General features: G+C 74.1%; 11 protein-coding genes and 1 pseudogene. 7 read left to right on the top strand and 5 right to left on the bottom strand.

The genetic code is table 11. The features are described 5' to 3' along the window. Window positions 1–16: 16 nt before the first annotated feature. The 3 genes from ACFO0B_RS11695 (at window position 17) to ACFO0B_RS11685 (ending at window position 15,467) form a co-directional block, all read left to right on the top strand. Window positions 17–13,600, top strand: a complete 13,584-nt coding sequence (locus ACFO0B_RS11695) for an amino acid adenylation domain-containing protein (protein ID WP_378612416.1) — start codon at window positions 17–19, stop codon at window positions 13,598–13,600. Beyond that, entirely contained in the window at window positions 13,597–14,592 is a 996-nt protein-coding gene (locus ACFO0B_RS11690; protein ID WP_378612415.1) for an ATP-binding cassette domain-containing protein, read from the top strand. Before ACFO0B_RS11695 ends, ACFO0B_RS11690 begins: the two co-directional genes overlap by 4 nt. A gap of 92 nt (window positions 14,593–14,684) precedes the next feature. Beyond that, window positions 14,685–15,467, top strand: a complete 783-nt coding sequence (locus tag ACFO0B_RS11685; protein WP_378612864.1) for an ABC transporter permease — start codon at window positions 14,685–14,687, stop codon at window positions 15,465–15,467. 69 nt (window positions 15,468–15,536) lie between these two features. Here ACFO0B_RS11685 and ACFO0B_RS11680 read toward each other — a convergent pair whose 3' ends face one another. Further along, window positions 15,537–15,872 carry an RNA polymerase-binding protein RbpA gene (locus tag ACFO0B_RS11680; protein ID WP_067659014.1) on the bottom strand — a complete coding sequence of 112 codons (336 nt, stop codon included), beginning with the start codon at window positions 15,870–15,872 and terminating at the stop codon, window positions 15,537–15,539. Window positions 15,873–16,082: 210 nt separating this feature from the next. On the opposite strand from ACFO0B_RS11680, the gene ACFO0B_RS11675 reads away from it, so the two are divergent. Further along, entirely contained in the window at window positions 16,083–16,403 is a 321-nt protein-coding gene (locus ACFO0B_RS11675) for a hypothetical protein (RefSeq protein ID WP_378612414.1), read from the top strand. On the opposite strand, the gene ACFO0B_RS11670 is transcribed toward ACFO0B_RS11675, so the two are convergent. Beyond that, a complete protein-coding gene (locus ACFO0B_RS11670) occupies window positions 16,354–17,355 on the bottom strand; it encodes a hypothetical protein (RefSeq protein WP_378612413.1) in 1,002 nt (333 codons plus the stop codon). The genes ACFO0B_RS11675 and ACFO0B_RS11670 overlap by 50 nt on opposite strands. A gap of 76 nt (window positions 17,356–17,431) precedes the next feature. Then, window positions 17,432–18,070: a M23 family metallopeptidase gene (locus ACFO0B_RS11665; RefSeq protein ID WP_378612412.1), complete on the bottom strand. Its 639-nt coding sequence runs from the start codon at window positions 18,068–18,070 to the stop codon at window positions 17,432–17,434. Between the two features lie 208 nt (window positions 18,071–18,278). Between ACFO0B_RS11665 and ACFO0B_RS11660 the strand changes: the two genes are divergently transcribed. From ACFO0B_RS11660 to ACFO0B_RS11650, 3 genes are all read left to right on the top strand, one after another. Further along, window positions 18,279–18,575, top strand: coding sequence for an ArsR/SmtB family transcription factor (locus ACFO0B_RS11660; RefSeq protein WP_378612863.1), 297 nt, complete (start codon window positions 18,279–18,281; stop codon window positions 18,573–18,575). Between the two features lie 148 nt (window positions 18,576–18,723). After that, window positions 18,724–19,314, top strand: a complete 591-nt coding sequence (locus ACFO0B_RS11655; RefSeq protein ID WP_378612411.1) for an HdeD family acid-resistance protein — start codon at window positions 18,724–18,726, stop codon at window positions 19,312–19,314. Window positions 19,315–19,348: 34 nt separating this feature from the next. Beyond that, complete coding sequence (locus tag ACFO0B_RS11650; RefSeq protein WP_378612410.1) at window positions 19,349–19,699, top strand: hypothetical protein; 351 nt, start codon at window positions 19,349–19,351, stop codon at window positions 19,697–19,699. On the opposite strand, the pseudogene ACFO0B_RS11645 reads toward ACFO0B_RS11650, so the two are convergent. Next, window positions 19,600–20,045, bottom strand: a pseudogene (locus ACFO0B_RS11645) (hypothetical protein). The gene ACFO0B_RS11650 and the pseudogene ACFO0B_RS11645 overlap by 100 nt on opposite strands. Before the next feature lie 357 nt (window positions 20,046–20,402). Further along, window positions 20,403–21,212, bottom strand: a complete 810-nt coding sequence (locus ACFO0B_RS11640; protein ID WP_378612409.1) for an SGNH/GDSL hydrolase family protein — start codon at window positions 21,210–21,212, stop codon at window positions 20,403–20,405. Window positions 21,213–21,625: the final 413 nt, after the last annotated feature.

Below are 21,625 nucleotides of genomic sequence, written 5' to 3'. Positions count from 1 at the left end.
CAGAACGGAGTGATTGATGAGTTCATTGGCCACCGAGCGGGTCGACCAATGTGCATCCCCCTGTGATTCCCGGGACGGTGTCGAGCCGTTCCCACTCTCGCCGGCGCAGAGCGCGCTCTACTACGCGCAGCGGCTGCGCCCGGACGTACCGCTGATCATCGCGCAGTACGTCGAGCTCCGCGGAGAGCTCGACCTCGGCAGGCTGCACTACGCCATCGAGCGGTGCGGCGCCGAGGCCGAGGTCGGCCGGGTCCGGCTGATCGAGGAGGACGGCGTCCCCTACCAGGTCGTCGACCCCGAGGTGGGGCCGGAGTGGCTCCGGCTCGACCTGCGCGGCGAGCCCGACCCGCGCACCGCCGCCTTCCGCTGGATGACCGAGCACGCCGCGTCGCCGGTGGATATCGAGCGGGACCCGCTCTCCACCAACGCCGTGCTGCGGATCGGCGACACCCACCACCTCTGGTACGTTCGCGCGCACCACATCCTGGTCGACGGCTACGGCGCGATGAACGTGCTGACCAGGGCGGCCGAGATCTACACCGCCGCCACCGACGGCACCGAGCCCACCGTCTCGCGCGCCGCGCCGCTGACCGAGATCTACGAGAACCAGTCCCGCTACCGCGATTCCACGCGCTTCCTCGCCGATCGCGAGCACTGGCGCGCGCAGCTGGCCGGCACCGGCGAGCCGGTGAGCCTGGACGGCAGCCCGCTCGCCGAGGTGCCCGACGCACCGGGCAGGCACCTGACCACCGCCGTGCTCGACGAGCCGACCGCCGCCGCGCTGGCCGCGGCGGGCACCGCGCACGACGCCAAGACCGCCGTGCTCTTCGTCGCGGCCGCCGCCTGCTACGCGCACGCCGTCACCGGCAGGGCCGATGTCCTGCTGAGCCTTCCGGTCTCCGGCCGCACCACGATGGCGCTGCGCCGCTCCGCGGGCGTGGTCTCGAACGTGGTGCCGCTGCGGATCGAGTTCACGCCGGAGACCACGCTCGCCGACGTGGTCAGGGCGGCCGAGCTGCAGGTCACCGCGGCGCTGCGGCACCAGCTGTACCGGCACGACGACATCCGCCGCGACGGCGGCTACTCGCGCGCCGCGCGCGGCTTCTTCGGGCCGATGGTCAACATCATGCTGTTCAAGAACGAGCTGCGCCTCGGCGACATGCTGGGCTCCATGCACGTGCTCGCCACCGGGCCGGTCGAGGACCTGTCGATCAATGTCTACAACGGCATCGACGGCGAGATCCACCTCGACTTCGAGGCGAACCCGGCGCGCTACCGGGCCGCCGAGGTCACCGCCCAGCACACCCGCTTCCGCGACTTCCTCGCCCGCTTCCTCGCCGCGCGGCCGGAGACCGGCGCGGACGCGCTCTCCGCGCTCACCGCCGACGAGCGGCACCGGGTGCTGTACGGCTGGAACGACACCGCCATGCCGTTGCGGCCGGGCACGCTCGCCGAGCTCTTCGACGGCGCCGTCGCCGGGAGCCCCGCGGCACCCGCGCTGGAGTTCGACGACGAGCTGCTGAGCTACGCCGAGCTGGACCGCAGGGCGAACCGGCTGGCCCGGTTCCTGATCGCGCGCGGCGCGGGCCCGGAGCGCGTCGTCGCGCTCGCGGTGCGGCGCAGCGTGGAGCTGGTCGTCGGCATGTACGCGGCGATGAAGGCGGGCGCGGCGTACCTGCCGCTCGACCCGGACCACCCGGCCGAGCGGCTGGCAGGCATCCTCGAGCAGGCCGAGCCGGTCGCGGTGCTCACCACCGAGCGGGACGAGGTGCCGCTGCCCGCCGGGGTCGCCCGCTTCGCGCTGGACACCATCGACCTCTCCGCGGAGTCCGCCGCGCCGGTCACCGACCGGGACCGCCGGTCGCCGCTGCGCCCGGACAACCCGGCGTACCTGCTCTTCACCTCCGGCTCCACCGGCCGCCCCAAGGGCGTGACGGTGACCCACGCCGCCATCGTGAACCGGCTGCGCTGGATGCAGCACGAGTACCCGATGGACCACACCGACGCGGTGCTGCAGAAGACCCCGGCCACCTTCGACGTCTCGGTCTGGGAGTTCTTCTGGCCGCTGCAGGTCGGTGCGCGGCTGGTGATCGCCGCGCCGGACGGCCACCGCGACCCGGACTACCTGGCCAGGACCATTGCCGAGCGGTCGGTCACGACGGCGCACTTCGTCCCGTCCATGCTCTCGGTCTTCGTCACCGACACCGACGTGCGCGGCTGCGCCGGGCTGCGCCGGGTGTTCTGCAGCGGCGAGGCGCTGCCCGCCGCCACCGTGCGCGCCTTCCAGGCGGCGCTGCCGCGGGTGCGGCTGCACAACCTCTACGGCCCGACCGAGGCCGCGGTGGACGTCACCGCCTGGACCTGCCCGCCGAACCCGGCGAGCGTGCCGATCGGCTCGCCGGTCTGGAACACCCGCACCTACGTGCTCGACGCGCGGCTGCGGCCGGTGCCGCCCGGCGTCTCGGGGGAGCTGTACCTGGCCGGGGTGCAGCTGGCCCGCGGCTACCTCGGCCGCCCGCAGCTCACCGCGGACCGGTTCGTCGCCGACCCGTTCACCGCGGGGCAGCGGCTCTACCGCACCGGTGACCTGGCCCGCTGGCGCGCCGACGGCGCGCTGGAGTATTTGGGGCGCAGCGACTTCCAGGTGAAGATCCGCGGCCAGCGGATCGAGCTGGGCGAGATCGAGGCCGCGCTGCTGGCCGACGAACGGGTGGCGCGCGCGGTCTGCGTGGCGCACACCGGCCGGGTCGGCGCCGAGCTGGTCGGCTACGTGGTGGCCGCGCCCGGCGCGAGCCGCCCGCTGGACCGGGACGCCCTGCTGGCCGGGGTGCGCGCGCTGCTGCCCGCCTACATGGTGCCCGCGCAGCTGGTCGAGCTGGACGAGCTGCCGCTCAGCGCCAACGGCAAGATCGACCGCAAGGCGCTGCCCGCCCCCGCCGCCCCGGCCCGCTCGGCGGGCGGCACCCGGCCGCGCACCGAGGTCGAGCGCGCGGTGGCGAAGATCGTCGCCGAACTGCTCGAGCTGGACGACATCGCGGTCACCGAGAGCTTCTTCGCGCTCGGCGGCAACTCGCTCATCGCCGCCCGCGCCATCGCCAGGATCAACGCGCTGCTCGGCACCGGGCTCACCATCCGCGACCTGTTCGAGGCCGACACCGTCGCCGCGCTGGCCGAGCGCTGCGCCGGGCACGCCGACGAGCGGACCGCGCCGGTGCTCGCCGCCGGTCCGCGCCCGGAGCACGTGCCGCTCTCCCCGGCCCAGCAGCGGCTGTGGATCCTGAACCGGATCGACGAGCAGGCCGCCGCCTACAACATGCCGCTCGCCCTCCGGATCGACGGCCCGCTCGACGTCACCGCGCTGCGCGCCGGGCTGCGCGACGTGCTGGAGCGGCACGAGAGCCTGCGCACCACCTTCCCGGAGACCCCGGCGGGCCCGGCCCAGCGGGTGCACCCCGCCGCCGACATCCCGCTCACCCTCGACCCGGTGCCCGCCCCGGCCGCGCAGGTGCCCGCGCTGATCGGCGAGTTCACCGGCTACGGCTTCGACCTGCGCGAGCAGGCCCCGATCCGGGTCGCGCTGTGGCGCACCGGGCCGGACACGCACATCTTCGTCGCGGTGCTGCACCACATCTGCGGCGACGGCTGGTCGCTGGCACCGCTGACCCGCGATCTCACCGTCGCGGTCTCCGCGCGGGCCGCAGGCCGGGCGCCGGCCTGGACCCCGCTGCCGGTGCAGTACGCCGACTTCGCGCTCTGGCAGCGCGCCCTGCTCGGCGACGAATCCGACTCCGGCAGCGCGCTGAGCAGGCAGCTGACGCACTGGCGCGGTGCGCTGGACGGGCTGCCCGACCAGCTCGACCTCCCGCTGGACCGCCCGCGCCCGCGGCGCCGCGGCACCGAGGGCGGGCGGGTGCCGTTCACCGTCCCCACCGAGACCCGCGCCGCCGCGGCGGCACTCGCCGCCGAGCGCGGCGTCAGCATGTTCATGGTGCTGCACGCGGCGCTGGCCACCCTGCTCGCCCGGATCTGCGCCACCAGGGACATCGCCGTCGGCACCCCGATCGCCGGCCGCTCCGACCCACAGCTGGACGAGCTGGTCGGCATGTTCGTCAACACCCTGGTCCTGCGCACCGCGGTCGATCCGGCGGCCGGCTTCGACCGGGTGCTCGACCACGCCCGCGACACCGACCTCAACGCCTTCGCCAATGCCGACGTGCCGTTCGAGCGGCTGGTCGAGCTGGTCAACCCGGAGCGAAGCACCGCGCGGCACCCGCTGTTCCAGGTGATGCTGGCCTACGACAACGGCCCCGACCTCACCGTCCAGCTGCCCGGCGTGCGCACCGAGCGCATCGACCTCGATGCCGACGTGGCCAAGTTCGACCTCAGGCTCGAGGTGCACGACGGCGGCGAGGACGCCCCGCTCACCGGCGAATTCGGCTACGCCGCCGATATTTTCGACCACGCGACGGTCGCGGCGGTGGCTCGCCGCTTCGTCGCCGTCCTGACCGCGGCGGTCGCCGACCCGGCCCGCCCGGTCGGCGACATCGACCTGCTCGACCTCAGGGAGACCGGGCGCTTCCTGCCGCTGGCCGGCGGCCCGGCCGAGCCGGTGGTCACCCTCTCCGGGCTGTTCGGCGCGGTCGCCGAGCGCGCCCCCGAGTCGATCGCGCTGCGCTACCGCGGCACGAGCCTGAGCTACGGCGAGCTGGAGGCGAGGGCCAACCGGCTGGCCCGGGTGCTGGCCGGGCACGGCGCGGGCCCGGAGATGGTGGTGGCGGTCGCGATCCCGCGCAGCCCGGAGGCGATCGTCGCGATCTGGGCGGTGGCCAAGACCGGCGCCGCCTACGTCCCGGTCGACCCGCGCTACCCGAGCGACCGGATCGAGCACATGCTCACCGACTCCGAGGCCGCGCTCGGGCTGACCGTCGCGCGCAGCGTCGACGGGCTGCCGCGCCGCACGCTCGCGGTGCAGGGCAGGCACCACCGGGCCGAGATGGAGTGGCTGGTCCTGGACTCGGCGGAGCTGGACCGCGCCTGCGCCTCCGCCGCGCCGCGCCCGCTCACCGACGCCGAGCGGGAGCGCCCGCTGCGCGGCGCGCACCCCGCCTACCTGATCTACACCTCCGGCTCCACCGGCAAGCCGAAGGCCGTGGTGGTGACGCACGCCGGGATCGCCTCGCTCGCCGCCGAGCAGCGCTACCTCTTCGGCGTCACCGACCGCTCCCGCACGCTGCACTTCTCCTCGCCCAGCTTCGACGCCTCGGTGCTGGAGCTGCTGCTCGGCTTCGCCGCCGGCGCCACCATCGCGATCGCCCCCGACGACGTCTACGGCGGCGCCGAACTGGCCAGGCTGCTGCGCGACGAGCGGGTCACGCACGCCTTCGTCACCCCGGCCGCGCTGGCCACCGTGCCCACCGCCGAGCCCTTCGCCGATCTCGGCACCGTGATCGTCGGCGGCGAGGCGGTCTCCGCCGACCTGGTGCGCACCTGGGGCGCGCGCTACCGCATGCACAACATGTACGGCCCGTCCGAGGCCACCGTCGCCGCCACCGCCTCGGCGCCGATGGTGCCGGGCGCGCCGGTGCCGCTCGGCGCGCCGGTGCGCGGTATGCGGCTCTTCGTGCTGGACGGCCGGCTGCGTCCGGTGCCGCCGGGCACCCCCGGTGAGCTCTACCTCTCCGGCCCCGGCGTCGCCCGCGGCTACCTGGGCAAGCTCGGCCTCACCGCGGCCCGCTTCCCGGCCAACCCGCACGGCCGCCGCGGCGAGCGGATGTACCGCACCGGCGACCTGGTCGTCGCCGACCGCACCGGCGCGCTGCGCTTCCTCGGCCGCGCCGACGACCAGATCAAGATCCGCGGCTTCCGGGTCGAGCTCAGCGAGATCGACCACGCGCTGCGCGCCCAGCCCGGCGTCACCGCCGCGGTCACCGTGCCGCACACCGACCCCGCCGGACACACCAGGCTCGCCGCCTACGTCACCGGCGCCGACCACCTCACCCCCGCCGACGTGCTCTCCGGCGTGCGCGGCAGACTGCCCGGCTACATGGTGCCCGCCTCGCTGCTCGTCCTGGACCGGATGCCGGTCACCGGCGCGGGCAAACTCGACCGGCGCGCGCTGCCGAACCCGGTCTTCGACGCCGCCGCGGGCTCCCGCGCCCCGCGCACCGAGACCGAGCGCCGGGTCGCCGCGCTCTTCGGCGAGGTGCTCGGGCAGCCGGTGACCGGCGCCGAGGACGGCTTCTTCGAGATCGGCGGCACCTCGCTGCTCGCCACCAGGCTGGTCGCCGCGCTGCACGACGAGTTCGGCGTCGAGCTGCCGGTGCGGGCGATCTTCGAGGCCCCGACCGTCGCCGACATCGCCGCCGCGCTCGCGGTCTCGCCGCGCACCGAGCGGGTCCGGGTGACCGCGGGCGAGCGCCCGGAGCGGATCCCGCTCGCCCTGCCGCAGCAGCGGCTCTGGTTCCTGAACCGGCTCGACCCCGCCAACAGCGCCTACAACATCGCGGTGGCGCTGCACATCAGCGGCGAGCTCGACGTCGCCGCGCTGCGCTCCGCGCTCGGCGACCTGGTGGAGCGGCACGAGGTGCTGCGCACCGTCTTCCCGGAGGACGCGCACGGCCCGGTGCAGCGCATCCTGCCGACGGTCGCGGCCACCCCCGCGCTGCCGGTGCTGGAGAACGCGGCCGACGCCGAGCACGCCACCCAGGCGCTGACCGCGCTCGCGCAGCGCGGCTTCGACCTCGCCACCGAGCCGCCGCTGCGGGTCGCGCTGGTCCGCACCGCCCCCGACGAGCACGTACTCGCCGTCGTGCTGCACCACATCGCCGCCGACGGCGCCTCGCTCACCCCGCTGACCCGCGATCTCGGCGCCGCCTACCTGGCCCGCGCGGCCGGGACGCCGCCGAACTGGGCGCCGCTCCCGGTGCAGTACGCGGACTTCGGGCTCTGGCAGCGCGAGCGCTTCGGCGCCGTCGACGACCCGGCCAGCCCGGCCGCCACCCAGCTCGCGCACTGGCGCGCCGCGCTGGCCGACCTGCCGGACGAGCTCCCGCTGCCCTACGACCGGCCGCGCCCGGCCGAGCCGACCCAGCGCGCGGGCACGGTGCGGATCCCGCTCCCCGCCGGGCTGCGCGCCGCGCTGGAGCGGCTGGCGCGGGACCGCGGCGTCAGCCCGTTCATGGTGCTGCGCTCGGCGCTGGCCGTGCTGCTGCGCGGGCTCACCGGCGGCCGCGACGTCGTGATCGGCACCCCGGTCGCCGGCCGCTCCGCTCCGGAGCTGCACGACCTGGTCGGCATGTTCGTCAACACCGTCGTGCTGCGCTCCGACGTCGACCCGGACGCCGCCTTCACCGAGCTGCTCGCCGCCGACCTCGATTCCGAGCTGGCCGCCATGGAGCACGCCGACCTGCCCTTCGACCTGCTCGTCGCCGAGCTCGGCGCCGAGGTGCGCGGCACCGGGCGGCACCCGCTCTTCCAGGTCGCGCTGACCGTGCAGGACGAGCCGCACCCCGGCCTCGCGCTGCCCGGGCTCACCGTCACCGCGCGGGCGCTCGACATCGCCCGCGCCAAGTTCGACCTGGAGCTGCGTGCCCCGGCCGGGCTCGGTGACGAACTCGAGCTCGTCTACGCCGCCGAGCTCTTCGACGTGGGCACCGTCGAGACGGTGGGGCACCGGCTGCTCACCGTGCTCGCCGCGGTCGCCGCCGACCCGGAGCGCCCGGTGCACCGGATCGACCTGCGCACCGACTGGGAGCGGGCCGTGCTGAGCCCCGCGCACGGCGGCCCGGCCGCGGCCCCGGTCACCCTGGCCGAGTACTTCGAGCGCACCGCCGACGAGCACCCGCACCGGATCGCCGTGCGGTCCGCGGGCACCGTGCTGGACTACTTCGAGCTCGCCGAGCGGGTGAACCGGCTGGCCCGCATGCTGCGCGCCCGCGGCATCGGCGCGGGCGACCGGGTCGCGCTCGGGCTCACCCGCTCGATCGACTCGGTGGCGGCTGCGCTCGCCGTCGTCACCGCGGGCGCGGCCTACGTGCCGCTCGATCCCGCCTACCCGGCGGACCGGCTGCGGCACATGCTCGCCGACTCCGGCTGCCGGGTCGGGCTCACCCGCTCCGCGCACGCCGCCGCGCTGGCCGCCGCCGACGGCGGCGGCACCCGCTGGCTGCTGCTCGACGACAAGGAGCTCACGGCCGAGCTCGCCGCCCACTCCGCCCGCCCGCTCGCCGCCGCCGAGCGCGCCCGCCCGGCCCGCCCGGACGACCTCGCCTACGTCATCTACACGTCGGGATCCACCGGTACCCCCAAGGGCGTCGCGGTCACGCACACCGGCCTGGCCGGGCTGGCCGAGGAGTTCGGCGCGCGCGCCCAGGTCACCCCGGACTCGCGCACGCTGCACTTCTCCACCCCCAGCTTCGACGCCGCCATGCTCGACCTGCTGCTCACCATCAACGCGGGCGCGGCCATGGTGCTCTGCCCGACCGACGTCTTCGGCGGCGACGAGCTCGGCGCGCTGCTCGCCGCGGAGCGGGTCACCCACCTGTTCCTCACCCCGGCCGCGCTGGCCACCGTCGACCACGAGCGCTGGCCGCTGCCCGCGCTGCGGTCGCTGATGGTCGGTGGCGAGGCGGTCGGCGCCGAGCTGGTCGCCCGCTGGGCGCCGGGCAGGCGCATGTTCGACGTCTACGGCCCGACCGAGACCACCGTCGTGGCGACCATCTCGCGCCCGCTCACCGTCGGCGGCCCGATCGATATCGGAACCCCGGTTCGCGGCGCCCGCGCGCTGGTCCTCGACGACCGGCTGCGGCCGGTGCCGGTCGGCGTCCCCGGCGAGCTGTACCTGGGCGGCTACGGCGTCGCCCGCGGCTACCTGGACCGGTACGGCCTCACCGCGGCGCGCTTCGTCGCCGACCCCACCGAACCGGGCGCCCGGCTCTACCGCACCGGCGACGTGGTGCGCTGGACCGCCGACGGCGCGCTGCGCTATCTGGGCCGCAGCGACCACCAGGTCAAGATGCGCGGCTTCCGGATCGAGCTCGGCGAGATCACCGGCGCGCTCAGCGCGCACCCCTCGGTGCGGTTCGCGCACACCGAGGTGCGCCGGATCGCGGGGGCCGACCGGATCGCCGCCTTCGTGCACCCCGCCGACCCGGCCGCCGGGATCGACGTGGAGGCGCTGCGCACCCACGTCGCCCGCGTCCTGCCCACGCACATGGTCCCCTCCGCGCTCACCGTGCTCGACGAGATCCCGCTGACCCCGGTCGGCAAGCTCGACATCGCGCGGCTGCCGGAGCCGCAGCCGCTGCCGGGCACCGGCAGCGGCCGCGCCGCGGAGACGCAGGCCGAGCGGCTGGTCGCCGCCACCATGGCCGAGCTGCTCGGGGTGCAGACGGTGCACGCCGACGACGGCTTCTTCGACATCGGCGGCAACTCGCTGCTCGCCACCAGGCTGGTCGCCCGGCTGGCCGAGCAGACCGGGGTCCGGCTCGAGGTGCGCACGGTCTTCGCCGAGCCGACCGTCGCCGCGCTCGCCACCCGGATCGACCGCGCCGAGCCGTCCACGCGGGTGTCCCGCCCGGTCGCGGTGCGGCGCCCGGCGCACATCCCGCTCTCCGCCGCCCAGCGCAGGCTCTGGTTCCTGGACCGGTTCGAGGAGAGCGGCTCGCGCGGCGCCTACAACGTCCCGCTGGTGCTCCGGCTGCGCGGCAGCCTCGACCTGGAGGCGCTCGCCTCCGCGCTGGTCGCGGTGCAGGAGCGGCACGAGACGCTGCGCACGGTCTTCCCCGAGCACGAGGGCGAGCCGGTGCAGCGCATCCTCGACGCCGCGACGACGACCGTCCCGGTCGCCTTCGACTCGGTGCGGCCCGCCGAGGTCGTCGAGGCGATATCCCGGTTCACCGCACCGGGTTTCGACCTCGCCACCGAGGTCCCGGTGCGGGCCGCGCTGCTGCACGTCTCCTCCGGCGGGCCGATCGAGGACTACGTGCTCGCCGTCGTCGTGCACCACATCGCGGTGGACGGCTGGTCGCTCGGCCCGCTCGCCGCCGACATCGCGATCGCCTACCGGGCGGCCCGGCTGCACGCCGCGCCGGAGTGGGAGCCGCTGCCGCTGCAGTACGCCGACTACACGCTGTGGCAGCGCGACGCGCTCGGCGCCGAGGACGATCCGGCCGCGCCCGCGCACCGCCAGCTCACCTACTGGCGGGAGACCCTCGCCGAGCTGCCCGAACTGCTCGCGCTGCCTGCCGACCGGCCGCGCCCGCCGGTGCCGAGCCACCGCGGCGGCACCGCCGAGGCAGGCGTCGACGCCTTCACCCACCGCGAGCTGAGGCGGATCGCCGACCGCGCCAACGCCAGCATGTTCATGCTGCTGCACGCCGCGCTCGCGGTGCTGCTGCACCGGATGGCAGGCACCGGCGACGTCACCGTCGGCACCCCGCACGCCGGCCGCGGCGACCGCGAGCTGGACGGGCTGATCGGCATGTTCGTCAACACCCTCGTGCTGCGCACCGCGGTCTCCCCCGAGCTGCGCTTCGGCGAGCTGCTCGCCCGGGTCAGGGAGACCGACCTGGACGCCTTCGACCACGCCGACCTGCCGTTCGAGCGGCTGGTCGAGGTGCTCAACCCGGCCCGATCGCGCTCGCACCACCCGCTCTTCCAGGTCATGCTCTCGGTGCGCAACGAGCCGGTCGGCCCGCTGGAGCTGCCCGGGCTGCAGATCGAGCCGCTCGACCTGGACGCCGGGATCGCCAAGTTCGATCTGCAGTTCACCCTCACCGAGCACGGCGGCGCCGACCCCGGCGGCATCACCGTCGGCGTCAACTACGCCGCCGACCTGTTCGACCACAACAGCGCGCTCGGACTCGGCGAGCGGCTGGTCCGGCTGCTCACCGCGATCGCGGCCAACCCGGCGAGCGCCGTCGGCGACCTTGACCTGCTGCACCCGGCGGAGTGGTCCGGGCTGGCCCCGGTGCACGGCGCCGAGCCCGACCGCCCGCTCACCTTCCCCGATGTCTTCGCCACCGCGGTCGCCGCCGAGCCGGACGCGATCGCGCTGCGCGCGGACGGCACCGACGTCACCTACGAGGCGCTCGACCGCTGGAGCAGCAGGCTGGCCCGGCTGCTCATCCGGCGCGGGGTCGGCCCGGAGACACTGGTCGCGCTCGGCATCGCGCGCTCGGTGGAGTCGGTGGCGACGGTGCTCGCGGTGGTCAAGACCGGCGCCGCCTTCGTCCCGGTGGACCCGCGCTACCCGGCCGCCCGGATCGCGCACATGCTCGCCGACTCCGGCGCCGCGCTCGGCCTCACCCTGGCCGCGCACCGCGACACCCTGCCGAACACCGTCGACTGGCTGGTGCTCGACGACCCCGACACCAGGGCCGGGGTGCTGGCTTCCGAGGACAGCCCGCTGGCCGAGGCCGAGCGGCCTGCGCCGCTGCGGCTGGAGAACCCGGCCTACGTCATCTACACCTCGGGCTCCACCGGCACCCCCAAGGGCGTCGTCGTCACGCACGGCGGGCTCTCCAACTTCGCCGCCGAGCTGGCCGAGCGCTTCGACGTCCGGCCCGGCTCCCGGGTGCTGCACTTCGCCACCCCGAGCTTCGACGCCGCCATGCTCGACCTGCTCTTCGCGCTCGGCGGCGGCGCCACCCTCGTCATCGCGCCGCCGGAGGTGGTCGGCGGCGACGGGCTGCGCGAGGTGTTCGTCGGCGAGCGCATCACGCACGCCTTCATCACCACCGCCGCGCTCGGCACCGTCGACCCCGGCGGGGTGGTCGACCTGGCGCACATCCTGGTCGGCGGCGAGGCACTGCCGCCGGACCTGGTGAACCGCTGGGCGCCGGGGCGCAACCTCTACAACGTCTACGGCCCGACCGAGACCACCATCGTCACGGTGATCTCGCAGCCGATGGCGCCCGGCGCGCCGATCACCATCGGCGGCCCGATCCGCGGCGTGGCGGCCACCATCCTCGATTCGCGGCTGCACCCGGCCCCGGTCGGCGTCACCGGGGAGCTGCAGCTGGCCGGTGCCGCGCTGGCCCGCGGCTACCTGAACCGCCCCGGCCTCACCGCGCAGCGCTTCGTCGCCAACCCGTACGGCAAGCCGGGCGAGCGCATGTACCGCACCGGCGACCTGGTCCGCTGGCGCGAGACCGGCGCACCCGAGCTGCCCGGCCGCCGCTCCGGCCGGGAGATCGAGTACGTCGGCCGCTCCGACCACCAGGTGAAGATCCGCGGCTTCCGGATCGAGCTCGGCGAGATCGACGCCGCGCTGGCGAGCCAGGGCGAGGTCGATTACTCGCTCACCATCGGGCACCGCACCGAGGCGGGCGCCACCGCGCTGGTCTCCTACGTCAAGCCGCGCGCGGGCACCGCGCCGACCGCCGCCCAGCTCACCGCGCACGTGGCGGGCAAGGTGCCGAACTACATGGTGCCGCAGGCGATCATGCTGCTCGACGAGCTGCCGCTGACCCCCGTCGGCAAGCTGGACCGGGCCAGGCTGCCCGAGCCGGTCTTCGCCGGCGCGCACGGCTACCGGGCACCGCTCGGCCCGCTGGAGACGGCGATCGCCGCCGCCTTCGCCGAGGTGCTCGGCATTCAGCGGGTCGGCGCCGACGACGGCTTCTTCGAGCTCGGCGGCAACTCGCTGCTCGCCACCAGGGTGGTCGGGCTGCTCCGCGCGGCCGGGATCGAGGTGGCGGTGCAGCAGATGTTCGGCGCGGCCAGCCCGGCGGCCATCGCGGCGAGCCTCTCCGGCGGCGCGAGCATCGACCCGCTGGCCCCGGTGCTGCCGATCCGGACCACCGGCGACGCCGCCCCGCTGTTCTGCGTGCACCCCGCGATCGGGCTCTCCTGGTGCTACTCCGGGCTGCTCGCGCACCTGGACACCGACCGTCCGGTGTACGGCCTGCAGGCGCCGCACGTCACCGGCGACGAGCCGTTCGAGAGCATCTCCCAGGCCGCGAACCGCTACATCGAGCACATCCGCTCGGTGCAGCCACACGGCCCGTACCACCTGCTCGGCTGGTCGCTCGGCGGGCTCATCGCGCACGCCGTCGCCACCAGGCTGCAGCAGCAGGGCGAGGAGGTCGCGCTGCTCGGGCTGCTGGACAGCTACCGGCTCTCCGACGACCTGCTGGAGCTGGCCATGCCGAGCGTGGCGGAGATCGTCGCCGAATTCGGCGGCATCGCCGCCGACGACCTGGACCCGGAGCTCGACCTGGCCGGGGCCGCCGCGCTGCTGCGCGAGGAGAACGGGCCGTTCGCGGCGCTCACCGGCGAGCACCTGGAGCGGCTCTACGAGGGGTACCGCGCGGGAACCGTGCTGGCGCACGGTTTCCGGCCGCGGGTCTTCGACGGTGACCTGCTCTTCTTCACCGCCGCCGAGGACGAGATCAACCGCGCCGACCCGAACCGGTCCGCGGCGGCCTGGCGGCCGTTCGTCGCCGGTGCCATCCACGATCACGCGCTGCCGTGCAGGCACGCGGACATGACCACACCCGAAGCGCTCGCCGTGATCGGCCCGGTACTGCGGTCCCGGCTCGGCGGCGGCGGGGGGACAGGAGAAACGATGAGTGCCCGAGCAGAGGTGCGCAGGTGAGCCTCGCCGTCGAAGTCAGCGACCTGAGCATGAGTTACGGCAAGATCCGCGTGCTCGACGGGATCGATCTGGAGATCCCGGCGGGCACCGTGATGGGGCTGCTCGGCCCCAACGGCGCGGGCAAGACCACCACCGTCCGGATCGTCACCACGCTGCTCAGCCCCTCCGCGGGGACCGTGCGGGTGGCCGGGGTCGACGTGCTCCGCGACCCCGCCGGGGCGCGCAGGCTGATCGGGCTCTCCGGCCAGTACGCCGCGGTCGACGCCAACCTCACCGGCTTCGAGAACCTGCGCATGGTGGCCAGGCTCTACGGCATGTCCGGCAAGCGCGCCACCGCGCGCGCCGAGGAGCTGCTCGGCGCCTTCGGCCTGGAGCACGCCGCCGCCCGCCGCGCGGGCACCTACTCCGGCGGCATGGCCCGCCGCCTCGACCTGGCGGGCGCGCTGGTGGCGCGGCCGCCGGTGGTGGTCCTCGACGAGCCGACCACCGGCCTCGACCCGCGCGGCAGGCTGGACATGTGGCAGGTCATCGGCGACCTGGTCGACGACGGCACCACCGTGCTGCTCACCACCCAGTACCTGGAGGAGGCCGACCAGCTGGCCGACCGGATCACCGTGATCGACCGCGGCCGGGTGATCGCGCGCGGCTCCGCCGACGAACTCAAGACCTCGATCGGCGGCGACCGGCTCACCGTCACCCTGGCCGCAGGCCAGGCCACCGCGCTGGCCAAGTCCGTGCTCGCGCAGATCGGGCTCGGCGAGCCGAACCACGAATCCGGCACCGACCAGGTCTCGATCGTGGTGGGGGAGGGCTCGCGCACCATGGTCGAGGCGCTGCGCCGGCTCGACGACGCAGGCGTCTGCGTGGTCGACGCCGAGGTCGCCCGCCCCAGCCTGGACGACGTCTTCCTCTCCCTGACCGGCACCGCACCCGCCGCGGAGGCCGCCCCCGCGCCCGAAACCGACGATGTTCCCGAGGAGATCCTGTCGTGACCAGCAGTGCCCAGGTCCTGGAGAAGCGGGGCAGGCACGCCCGCCCGGAGCAGGCGTCCACCCAGGCCGCCGAGCCCGAACCCCGCGGCCGGATCTTCCGGGACAGCGCGATCGTCGCCTACCGCAACCTGCTCACCATCCTGCGGGTGCCGACGCTGCTGGTGACCGCGACCATCCAGCCGCTCATGTTCGTCTTCGTCTTCGCCTACATCTTCGGCGCCTCGCTCGGCGGCGACCAGTACCGCGAGTTCCTGCTGGCAGGCATCTTCACCCAGACCGTCGCCTTCAACGCCGCCTTCACCACCGTCGGGCTCGCGGGCGACCTGCAGAAGGGCATCATCGACCGGATGCGGGCGCTGCCCATGTCCCGGCTCGCGGTGCTCATGGGCCGCACCCTCTCCGACCTCGTCGTGAACGTGCTGAGCCTGTTCGTCATGGTGGTCTGCGGGCTGATCGTCGGCTGGCGGATCAACGGCTCGATCGGCGACGCGCTGCTCGCCTTCGGCGTGATCCTGCTCTTCGCCTTCGCCATGTCCTGGGTGGGTGCGCTCACCGGCTTGCTCTCGCCGACCGTGGAGGTGGCGCAGAGCGCCGGGCTGATCTGGCTCTTCCCGCTGACCTTCATCTCCTCGGCCTTCATCTCCGGGGAGACGCTGCCCGGCCCGCTGAAGAACATCGCCGAGTGGAACCCGATCACCGCCGTCTCCACGGCGGGGCGGCAGCTCTTCGACAACAGCTCGCCGCCGACCTTCATCCCGGCGACCGGCTGGGTCGCCGACAACGCGGTGCTCTACTCCATCGGCTGCTCGCTCGCCATCCTCGCGGTCGCCATGCCGCTGGCGCTGCTGCGCTACCGCAAGGTGGCGAGCCGCTAGCACCCGAGCCGAGCACACGACGAAGGCTCCCACCCGGTGCGGGTGGGAGCCTTCGTCTCGTGGTGCCGGTCAGCCCCGGCGGCGCGTCTTCAGCAGCTCCAGCCGCTCCTTGAGCAGCTCCTCGAGCTCGTCCTTGGAGCGCCGCTCCAGCAGCATGTCCCAGTGCGTGCGCGGCGGCTTGACCTTCTTGGCCTCCTGCGCGGTGCCCTCGAGGAGCACCCCCTCCTGGCCGTTGCGGCACAGCCAGGTGGGCGGGATCTCGGCGTCGTCGGCGAACGGGACGTCGAATTCCTCGTTGTTGTCGGTCCGGTAGCGGGCAATCCGGCGCGGCGCCAGGTCGTGGTCGCGATCGGTCTCGTAACTCACCGCTCCGAGCCTGCTGCCCCGGAGTACGCGATCTGCCATGTGTGCCTCTCCCTGTCGAGTCCCAGTCGTGTCGAACGTGGCCGGTGCCGCTCGGTACAACGCTCGGTGACGAGCCGGTGTTCCCGGGGCAACCGGCTAACCCCTCCATGATAGTGCCTCGCCCGGAGTGCCCGGCCCGGCCGGTGCCATCGGCACGCGCCGCGGCCGGGAGTTCTCGCCGGGGCCGCCGTACGGCTAGTGTTCTGCGGCATGCGCCGCTTGCTGTCCTGCCTGTGGTGCGGGCGGGAGATCGTCGAGTCGGAGGCCGGACGCAGGCGCCGGTACTGCCGGCAGTCGTGCCGTCAGCGCGCCTACGAACACCGGAACAGCCTCAAGGGCACCGGCATCCCGGCCGACTCCGTCGTGCTCAGCGCCCAGGAGGCGGCGGCTCTCGCGGACCGCTGGTTCGCCGCCCGCTGCGCCGCCGAGGATATCGCGATCGCGGTCGACGAGGGCGCGGGCGCGGTCGAATTGGCCGTGCTCAGTGCGAAACTCGTGTCGCTGGCGCGCGACGCAGAACGGCTGCGCTGAGCACGAGCGCCACCCCGAGCGCCGTCGCCGCGAGCAGCGCCGCGCCCGTGAGCAGCACCGGGCCGTCCGGCGCGGCGGGTGGCACCCCGCGCAGCGCCTGCCACAGCGTCAGCGCGAGCAGCCCGGTCCAGGCCGCCGCCAGCACCCCGACCAGCCGGGCGCGGGCGCGCTCTTCGCGCAGCGCGGGGTAGCGGCGCGCGGCGAACCCGAGCGCGACCGCCGCGAGCAGCAGAACCTGCATGCCGTGCAGCCCGACGAAATGCGGAACCCGCAGATCGCCGCCGGTCGTGCTCCAGTGCGTCACCGGCAGCCCGGCCGGGTCGTCGCGCACGCCGCGGTCGCCGACGGTGTGGCTGCCGACCAGCTCGACGGCCCTGCCGTCCGCGGCCTCCGCCGTCCGCGCACCGGTGAACCCCATGAGGTAGCCGAGCGCCATCCCGGCGACGGCCAGCACCAGCCCGGCCCTGATCGCCAGCGTGACCGGCCGATCGGCCACCCGCTGCCACAGCACGACCACCGCGATCACCAGGTTGGCCGCGAACAGCCCTGGCACGCCGGAGGCGAAGATCAGCTGCCCGACGGTGTTCACCGCGTCGGACTCGGTGTTGAAGTGGCTGAACGTCCCGCGCGCGGCCTGCACCACGACGAACCCGACGTCCACCACGGTGGTCACCGCGAAGATCGTGCCCATGCACCGGGTCACCCGCGAGCCCCGGTGCGGCAGGCCGAGCAGCCAGGCCAGGGTGGCGGTGTAGAGGACGAAGGCCGCGGCGAACTTCGCCGGCTTGGCCCAGGCGGGCTCGCCGCCGATCAGCCGGTCGTCGAGTACCAGCCCGGCCAGCGACCAGAGCAGCAGCGCGGCCATCAGCCCGCAGGCGACGAGCAGCGGCCGGTGCGGGCGCCGCGGCCCCGATTCGAGCGGGAGCGTGGATCCTTCGTCGAGCTGCGTCATGCGTCGACGGTAGGAACGCGGGATGCTCGGCGACCTCCCGCTCGCGGGTGATCCCGGTGTCGTACCCCGGTAGGGGTCAGCCCGCGGGGCGGTGCGCGTCCACGCCGCGCGCGGCCAGCCAGGGCAGCGGATCCAGCTCGGCGCCGTCCGCGGCGTGCACCTCGTAGTGCAGGTGCGGGCCGGTGGAGAAGCCGCGGTTGCCGACGGTGGCGATGACGTCGCCCGCGCGCACCTGCTGCCCGACGGCGACCAGGATGTCATGCACGTGGCCGTAGACGCCGACGGTCCCGTCGTCCTGCTGCACCCGGACCCACAGCCCGAAGCCCGCGGCCGGCCCCGCCTCCAGCACGGTGCCATCGGTGACCGCCGCGATCGGCGCGCCGATCGGGTCGCCGAAGTCGAGCCCGGCGTGCAGCGCGCCCCAGCGCATGCCGAAGAGCGAGGTCAGGCTGCCCGCCACCGGGCGGACGGTGCGCGGCCGCGCCGCCTCGACGGCGAAGCGGTGCTGCTCCTCGACCACCGCCGCGGGCACGGTCTGCGGCCGCTGCGCCTCCCACGGAGTCACCGCGGCGGCGAGCGCGGGCCTGGCGGCGGTGGCGGGGGCCGGATCGTGTCCGGCCACCGCGAGCACCGCGAGCGAGGCGCTCACGGCGGCGGTGGCGACGGCCGCCCGGGTCACGGTGCGGCGCGTGGGTAACGAGCAGGTTACGGGCATGGCGTCGAACGTACGACAGCGCAAACCCGAGCCCGCAATTCTGTGGCAACCTTCACCGCCGGTGAAATCGCAGGTAGAAACCCTTCATCCGATCTTGGTCGCGCGCAGCGCTCCCGAACGACCTGGTACTTCGGCGACCCCGCTCCGGTTGACGGAACCGGCCGCAGGCGCGCACACTGGATTAGTGCCGACTAATGGAGTGTGCGCCATGGTCGCGCTCGCCGACCCGACCAGGCGAGCCATCTTCGAAGCGCTGCCCGCCGCGCCGCGCTCGGTCGGCGAGCTGGCCGAGCGGGTCGGCGTCACGAGCTCCGCGGTCTCCCAGCACCTGCGGGTGCTGCGCGAGGCCAGGCTGGTGCGGATGCGGCCGGACGGCAACCGCCGCCTCTACCACCTCGACCCGCGCGGCCTCGCCGACGTCAGGGACTACGTGGAGCAGTACTGGCCGAGCGCGCTCGCCGCCTACGCGGCCGCCATCGACGAGGCGTGGAGCGCCGGGCCGTGACGCTCAGCCGACCCGGCGGTACGGCGTGCCTGCCGAGCAGCTGCGGCGGCGGGCCGGGTGAACGCCCCGGCCCCGGCCGCGGGTCACGGAACGGAAACTCCAGGCAAATCAGCGCGGTTGCTCGCGACACCGGGCATAACATCACGTCATGACGACAACGGAAGCGGTCGGCGGCCCGGTCCGAGCTCTCGCGCGGGCTGCCTGGCAAACGATTCTCGTCACCGGAATCCTCTCGGTGATCCTCGGTGTGCTCATCCTGGTCTGGCCCCGTGCCACCCTCGCCGTCGCGGGGGTGCTCTTCGGTATCTATCTGGTGGTCAGCGGCGTGCTCCAGCTGCTCGCGGCCTTCGGGGCGCCCGCGAGCACCGGGCTGCGGGTGCTCGCCTTCATCAGCGGCGTGCTCTCGATCGTGCTCGGCGTCTTCTGCTTCCGCGACGAGATCGCCTCGCTGCTGCTGCTCGGCATCTTCATCGGCATCGGCTGGCTCTTCCGCGGGATCGGCGCGGTCATGGCCGCCGTCTCCGAGCCGAACCTGCCCGGCCGCGGCGTCCAGGGTTTCTTCGGCGTGGTCACCGCGATCGCCGGCGTGGTACTCGTGGTCTGGCCGGTCAGCTCGGTGGCGACGCTGGCCTGGGTGGCAGGCATCTGGCTGGTGGTGATCGGCATCATGGAGATCGCCACCGCCTTCGGCGTCAAGCGCGACAGCGAGCGGAGCGGCGCGTTGCACGACGCCATGTAGTAGACGTACTCCGCGTGAACTAGGCTGCGAATCCATGGATTTCGTCTACAACGTGCTGGTCGTGACGCACCTGCTCGGAATGGCCGCGGTGGTCGGCGGCTGGGTGGCGTGCCGCCCCGAGGTCAACTCGGTCATGGTCTGGGGCGCCCGCGCCCAGCTGATCTCCGGGATCGCCCTGGTCGGGCTCGCCGAGTCGATCGACTCGCTCGGCAAGGACCCGAACATGGCCAAGATCGGAGTGAAGCTGGCGATCGCCGTCGCGGTCGCCGGGTTCGCCGAGGTGGGCTACGCCGATGCCAAGCGGGGCAAACCGGTGGGCAGGCTCTCCGATGCCGCGGGCGGGCTCGCCGTCGTCAACGTCGTCGTCGCCACCCTGTGGACCTGAGCCGGACGCCGCTCCCGCCCCGCGGAGCGGGAGCGGCGCCCGCTCAGCCCGCGAGCAGCGGCTGCCCCAGGTAGCCGCCGGTTCGCGGACCCCGGCAGCACCGCGAAGACCGCGGAGCCGATCGGCACCGTCCACCGGTTGAGCGCGTCGAACTCGGCCAGCCGCCGCTGCACCGGCGGGAACTGCGCGCCGATGTCGCGCTGGCAGGCGGCGAAGAGCAGCCCCGAGTTCGAGTCCGCGCCCGCCCCGGCGGGTCGTCGGCGATCCGCCTGCCGATCACCAGCTCCCGCGACACCGGGCCGAGCTCGTCCCAGGTGTCCAGCTGGGTCTCGATCCGGCGCAGCACCAGCGCGCAGCCACCGGCAGGCGGCCCGGCGTCCAGCCACACCAGCCGGTCCAGTCATGGGGAAACTCCGAACGTGCGAAAGGGAAGGGGGAATCGCCGCCTGTCCCAGCGCCGGCACGAGCAGCAGCCGCGCGAACCCCGGTGGCTGCGGCGCCGCCTCGACCAGCACCCCGACCAGGCAGCAGACCGCGAGCAGCGCCGCCGTCGCCGGCCCGCCGGGCGCGACCACCCCGCCACCCATGGCATGCGCGGCCGCCGCGACCGCCCCGGACCCGGCCCCGACGAAGACCCACGCAACGGCGCGACGGGCGTCATCCGAACCGGCACGCCGGCGATACTGCTACCGCTCGCAGGAGATCATCGGGCCGCAGAGTGGTACGGCGGCCCCAGCGGCTCGGCCCGCTCGCGCAGCGGGGTGAGCTGCGGCCGCTTGGCCGTCACCCGGTCACCGGTCGAGATCCCACGCGCCCGGCGTACCAGCCACGGCAGCATGTGCACCGTCGCCCAGCGCAGCTCGTCGAAGACTCGCTCACCCCCGCGCTGCCGCACCGGCGGCAGCGGCTGCCGCCACGACCCGTCCGCGCCGGGCACCCGCAGCGCCTCGGCGGCAGCCCGCGCCACCATCTCGTGCCCCAGCGGGCTCAGATGCAGCCGGTCCTGCGCCCACAGCAGCCGGTGTGCGGCCACCGGCACCGGCTCGAGCTCCACCAGCACCGCCTCGTAGCGCACCGCCAGCTCCCGCACATCGGCGTTGAACTGCCGGATCCGCCCCGCCAGTGGCCGCACCACCGGGGCGATCGCCCCGATGTCGGGGAAGGTGAAGGTGACCACCGTCGAACCGGCCGCTCGAAGCGGCTCGATCAGCGCCGCGAGGTCGGCGAGCAGTGCCTCCCGGTCGAAGCGCGGCCGGATCAGGTCGTTCAGCCCCGCCAGCACCGCCGTCAGATCCGGCTGCATGGCCAGCGCCGGCGCCAGCTGCTCCGTGCGGATCTGCCCGGCCCGCCTGCCGCGGATCGCGAGATTGGCGTAGCGGAACTCGGGCGCCTCGGCACCGAGCATGTCGGCGAACCGATCCGCCCAGCCGCGCAGTTCCCCGGACTCGTCGGGGTCGCCGACCCCCTCGGTCTGGCTGTCCCCGATGGCGACGAAGCGCGTGTAGCACTGCACGTTCCGAGGCTAGGAGTCCCGGATGAACAGGCGGTTTACCCATAGGGGCGGGCAGTCGTCGTGTGCTGGGTCACACCGTTGTGATTCGGCCCGGATCGCACCGCGTTGACCTGGGCATTCACGGTGTCCACCAGGCGATTTGACGTTGCGTTTCCCGCCGCGTAACTTATTCCATGTCAGAGCGACACGGACACCGACCCGGGAGACCGGGACACGAGGTTGGACGGTTGAGCGCCTGGTGGTTGGCTGGCCTGTTTGACATCTCGGATGTTCGGGTTTAGCCTGGAACAGTTGCCCTACGGAAGATCCAGTGTCGCTGGTTCGGATGTTGGTGCGTGTGTTCTTTGAGAACTCAATAGTGTGTCGATGAATGTCAGTGCCAAATTTTTTGGTTCTCGATTTCTTGCACCCCC

It is taken from the genome of Nocardia jiangsuensis, from assembly GCF_042650385.1.
GTDB lineage: Bacteria > Actinomycetota > Actinomycetes > Mycobacteriales > Mycobacteriaceae > Nocardia > Nocardia jiangsuensis.
The sequence above is the reverse complement of the archived record's forward strand: the minus strand, read 5'-3'. Positions and strand labels throughout refer to the sequence as shown.

What these genes read in the sequence shown, in the direction of transcription:
- ACFO0B_RS11675 (WP_378612414.1), top strand. Translation starts at nt 16,083, where the DNA reads ATGCGCCGCTTGCTGTCCTGCCTGTGGTGCGGGCGGGAGATCGTCGAG.
- ACFO0B_RS11655 (WP_378612411.1), top strand. Translation starts at nt 18,724, where the DNA reads ATGACGACAACGGAAGCGGTCGGCGGCCCGGTCCGAGCTCTCGCGCGG.
- ACFO0B_RS11650 (WP_378612410.1), top strand. Translation starts at nt 19,349, where the DNA reads ATGGATTTCGTCTACAACGTGCTGGTCGTGACGCACCTGCTCGGAATG.
- ACFO0B_RS11665 (WP_378612412.1), bottom strand. Translation starts at nt 18,070, where the DNA reads ATGCCCGTAACCTGCTCGTTACCCACGCGCCGCACCGTGACCCGGGCG.
- ACFO0B_RS11695 (WP_378612416.1), top strand. Translation starts at nt 17, where the DNA reads ATGAGTTCATTGGCCACCGAGCGGGTCGACCAATGTGCATCCCCCTGT.
- ACFO0B_RS11680 (WP_067659014.1), bottom strand. Translation starts at nt 15,872, where the DNA reads ATGGCAGATCGCGTACTCCGGGGCAGCAGGCTCGGAGCGGTGAGTTAC.
- ACFO0B_RS11670 (WP_378612413.1), bottom strand. Translation starts at nt 17,355, where the DNA reads ATGACGCAGCTCGACGAAGGATCCACGCTCCCGCTCGAATCGGGGCCG.
- ACFO0B_RS11660 (WP_378612863.1), top strand. Translation starts at nt 18,279, where the DNA reads ATGGTCGCGCTCGCCGACCCGACCAGGCGAGCCATCTTCGAAGCGCTG.